Source organism: Frankia sp. CcWB3 (assembly GCF_977927595.1).
On record NZ_CDWRCK010000073.1, the window covers coordinates 4,940 to 9,052 of the forward strand.

The 4,113-nt window shown below is 68.5% G+C and carries 4 protein-coding genes; 2 read left to right on the forward strand and 2 right to left on the reverse strand.

From position 1 onward, the window contains the following. Positions 1 to 322: 322 nt before the first annotated feature. Entirely contained in the window at positions 323 to 1,252 is a 930-nt protein-coding gene (locus tag ACY5KJ_RS08110; RefSeq protein WP_462203096.1) for a GAF domain-containing protein, read from the forward strand. Then, entirely contained in the window at positions 1,195 to 1,974 is a 780-nt protein-coding gene (locus ACY5KJ_RS08115; protein ID WP_462203097.1) for a GGDEF domain-containing protein, read from the forward strand. Before ACY5KJ_RS08110 ends, ACY5KJ_RS08115 begins: the two co-directional genes overlap by 58 nt. Before the next feature lie 183 nt (positions 1,975 to 2,157). Here ACY5KJ_RS08115 and ACY5KJ_RS08120 read toward each other — a convergent pair whose 3' ends face one another. After that, entirely contained in the window at positions 2,158 to 2,988 is an 831-nt protein-coding gene (locus tag ACY5KJ_RS08120; RefSeq protein WP_462187128.1) for a carbohydrate ABC transporter permease, read from the reverse strand. Positions 2,989 to 3,053: 65 nt separating this feature from the next. After that, positions 3,054 to 4,079: a carbohydrate ABC transporter permease gene (locus tag ACY5KJ_RS08125; RefSeq protein ID WP_462187135.1), complete on the reverse strand. Its 1,026-nt coding sequence runs from the start codon at positions 4,077 to 4,079 to the stop codon at positions 3,054 to 3,056. Between the last annotated feature and the right edge of the window lie 34 nt (positions 4,080 to 4,113).

The window sequence follows — 4,113 nt, forward strand, 5'->3', positions numbered from 1 at the left end:
GAAACGCGCAAGTTATTTCATTTCGACTCCTAACACCGTGCAGGCGGCCGCACCGCACCCCGCCTACCAAGCACATGAAAGACCGATTTTCGGGAGAAAAATACTGGATATTGCTTTCTCTGCAATTTTTGCCCTCTCCGGCGAGCAGGGCTAAGCGGATTATGATTCTGAGCTCATGCCCCAGCGGCATATACTTGCCCCAGGTCACACGGTTAAAGGTGCGGGAAGGTGCGTCATGCCGGATCGGTCAAGACCGTCTCGGCGAGCCGGACGGGCCTCGGGGGTTCGCCTCAACGGTGGGGAGGGAGCCTCGCTCGAGCGGGTGCGCGAGCGGTTCTTCACCGCTGGGATCTCAGCTGAGACCAGCGAGCCCGGTGGGGTGCGGGATCCGATCCGCGAGTCGTGGATGCGGTCGCGGCGGTGGGCGGTGGCCGCGGACAGCCCCGAGCCTCTCCCCGCCGCGTCGGACCTCGACGCACCTGTCGTGCGCGCGGCCGAACCGGTCCTGTGCCAGCTCGCCGACCGCCTGGCCAGGCAGGCCGTCAGCGCGATCGTCACCGACGCGAACGGTCTGGTGCTCGTGCGGTGCACCGGCGACGCCGCGTTCGAACGCCGGCTGGACCGTATATCGCTGGTGCCCGGATTTAGTTTCGCCGAGCGGTTTGTCGGCACCAACGGCATCGGCACCGCTCTCGAGGAGCACAGGCCGGCGCACGTGTTCGGTCAGGAGCACTACGCGGAGCCCCTCGGCGAGTTCGCCTGTGCCGGTGTTCCCCTGCGTGATCCGGCGACGGGGCAGACGCTCGGCCTGTTCGATCTCACCTGTCCGCGCCGGGATGCCGGGCCGCTGCTGACGGCCACGGCGGGCATGGTCGCCAACCAGATTCAGGATGCCTTGCTCCTCGCCGCGCCGGGGCACGACCGGGAACTGATCTCGCTTCGCGAGGCCGACGCGGCGGAGTTGCGCAGGCTGCTGATGGCGGAGCGCCAGCGGCGGGAACTGGCCGAGACGATGCACCGGGTCGTCGTCGAGACCACCAGGGCGGTGACTCCCCCGGAGATCCTCGGGCGGGTCATGACGGCGGCCGCCACGCAGCTTCCGCCGAGGCGGCGTGGGCGCTCGCCCGGGAGCCGTGCGGAACGTTGCGGGTCGTGGCGGTCTACGGCCAGGTGGATAGCCGGGCGGTCGGGGCGATGGTCGTCCCGCTCCCGGCCTCCCCGCTGCTGCTGGCGTTCCATGGTGGTGGGATGATCGGGCCGCACCGGACGTTGCCGGAGGTGCTCCCCGGCCAGCGGTACCCGGTGGGCAGTTGGCTGGCCGTGCCGGCCCTGTGCCGGCCGGCCCTCACCGTCGTTGTTCTGATCGCCTCGCGGGCCGCTGGTGGCTACAACCCCAGGCAGGCTCGTCTGGCTTATGCCGTGCTGGGCCAGGCGGCGACGGCCTGTGAGAATGCCTACCTGTTCGAGGAGACGCAGCGGCTCGCGGAGAGTGATCCGCTGACGGGGTTGGCGAATCGGCGTCACTTCTTCGACGAGGCTGATGCTCTGGCTCGCAGGCATCTGCACACTGCGCGGCCGCTGGCCGCCTTCACGATCGATATTGATCATTTCAAGCAGGTCAATGACGGTCATGGCCATGCTGTGGGCGATACGGTTCTTGCCGAGGTCGCTCGACGCGTGCAGGGTACGTTGCGTCCGCAGGACATCGTCGGCCGTATCGGTGGCGAGGAGTTCGCGGCCGTGCTGGGCTGCCCGGCTGCGACGGCGAGTGTTCTCGCCGAGCGGCTTCGGCAGGCTATCGGGGCGAGCCCGGTGGCTACCGCCGACGGTCCGCTCCCGGTCACCGTCAGCGTGGGGGTGGCGATGCTGAACCCGGACGATTCCGGGCATGGCGACCTGCTCATCCGCGCCGGCGCGGCCCTCTACCGGGCAAAGCACGCCGGCCGGGACCGGGTCGCGACCGCGCAGCCATGATGGGCCTCTCATGTCAGGCGGGTCGACGACACCGGCGGTCACTCCGAGGATTCTGTCCGAGGATTCTGTCCGCGGATCGCCGTCACTCGGCCGGCCGGCTGTCGGCCTGGTCGACCCAGAACTCGTAGGCGGCGCGGCACACCGCGAGGGTGGCGTGGCCGATCGCCCGCGGGAGCAGCGCGGTCAGCGCAGGCCGGAGCGCACGAACGCGTCGACGACCTGGCGCTGCAGGACCAGGTAGAGGGCGAAGACGGGCAGGCAGGCGAGGCCGGACCCGGCCATCAGGGCGCCCCAGTTGTCGCCCTCGAGGGTCAGGAAGCCGCGGATACCCAGCTGGATGACGGAGTTCGCCCGCTGCAGCGCCAGCGCCGGCCAGAAGTACTCGTTCCAGGCGGTGATGAACAGCAGGATCGACAGCGACGCCAGCGCCGGGCGCAGGTTCGGCACGACGACCGTCCACAATGTGGACCACGATCCCCGCCCGTCGATGCGGGCCGCGTCGAGCAGTTCCCGGGGGAAGGCCTGCATGTGCTGGCGGAGCATGAGCACCGCCAGCGCCGAGCACAGGTTCGGCACGATGACGCCGGCCAGTGTGTTCAGCAGGCCCAGGTTTGACAGCACCAGGTAGTTCGAGATCATCGTTACCTGGAACGGGATCAGCCAGGTGGCCACGAACGCCAGGTAGAACAGGGTCCTGCCGCGGAACTCCCAGGCGGCGAAGGCGTAGGCGGCGAGCAGGGACATCATGAGCTGGCCGGCGGCGGTGACGGCGGCGATCGTGAAGGTGTTGGCGAGTAGCACGCCGATGTCGAGACTGTCGAAGACGTAGCGGTAGTTCGCCAGGCTCAGCGGCCAGGGCAGGAGCGACTGGTCGAAGATGTCGTCTGGCCGGCGGAAGGAGGTGGCGAACATCCAGTACACCGGGAACAGGCTGATCAGGCTCAGCAGGGCCAGCATCAGATGGCTGGCCGCGGTCCGCCAGTGGGGTATCCGCGGTATCCGCATGCTGCTCATCGTGTTCGCATCCTTGGATCGAGGGACCGGGGCGCGTCGAGAAATCCGGTCGCCGAGGGTCCGAGTCAGTTGTCAGCGAAGCTGTACCGGTCGGCCAGTTTGACCAGCACCGCCGCCACCGCCGCGAAGACGAGGAAGAACGCGATGCCCGCCGCGGAGGCCAGGCCGGAGTCCAGGCTGCGGAAACCGAACTGCCAGAGCAGGTAATAGATGTTGGTTGAGGAGTCGGCGGGGCCGCCCTGGGTGAGCACGTCGAGCAGCGGGAACGTCCACTGCCCCGACAGCAGCACGGTCATCAGCAGCATGAACAGCAGAGTCGAGCGCAGCATCGGCAGGGTCACCCGCCGGGTGACCTGCCAGCGCGACGCTCCGTCCATCTCGGCGGCCTCGGCGTAATCACTGCTGATGCCGGTGAGTCCGGCGGAGATGACGAGGGTGGCGAAGCCGAGGATCTGCCACGCGCAGATCGCCAGGATGGCGATCAGCGCCGTCCGCTCCTCCCGCAGCCAGCTGTAGGCACCGAACCCGAGGGTGTGGTTCACCACCCCTCTGGAGTCCAGCAACCAGCGCCAGACCGCGGCGGCGGGGACCGGCGCGACCAGTATCGGCAGAAAGACCAGCGCCCGGTAGACGGTGCGCGATCGACCGCCCAGGTCCCGGATGGCCAGCGCGATGGCGGTGGGCAGAACGATGGCGAACGGAATCAGGCCGAGGATGTACCACAGCGTGTTCTTCGCGGCGCCCCGGAGCTGCGGAAGGGTGAGGACCAGCCGGTAATTGTCCAGAGCGACGTAGGTCCGTGGCGAATTCGGCAGCAGGTTCCAGTGGTAGAAGGACAGCTGGACGGCCTCGATGATCGGCTTGTAGGTCCGTAGCACCAGGCTGGCCACTCCGGGCAGCAGGTACAGGTAGGGCGGGGTGGCAGCGAGCATCCGCCGGGCCAGCGATGGCCGGGCGGCCCGCACCGGCACGCGTGACGCGGTGTTGGCGGGGGAGGCGGTGTTGGCGGGGAGTGCGGCACCGGCGGAAATTGCGGCACCGGCGGGGATCGTGGTGCCGGCTGCCCCCGGGATGGCGATTTCGACGAACACGGTTCGGAAACATCCTTTCCGGAGGCGCGGGAAG

Excerpts from the sequence above, each read along its gene's own strand:
- ACY5KJ_RS08120 (WP_462187128.1), bottom strand. The coding sequence starts at position 2,988 with ATGAGCAGCATGCGGATACCGCGGATACCCCACTGGCGGACCGCGGCC.
- ACY5KJ_RS08115 (WP_462203097.1), top strand. The coding sequence starts at position 1,195 with ATGGTCGTCCCGCTCCCGGCCTCCCCGCTGCTGCTGGCGTTCCATGGT.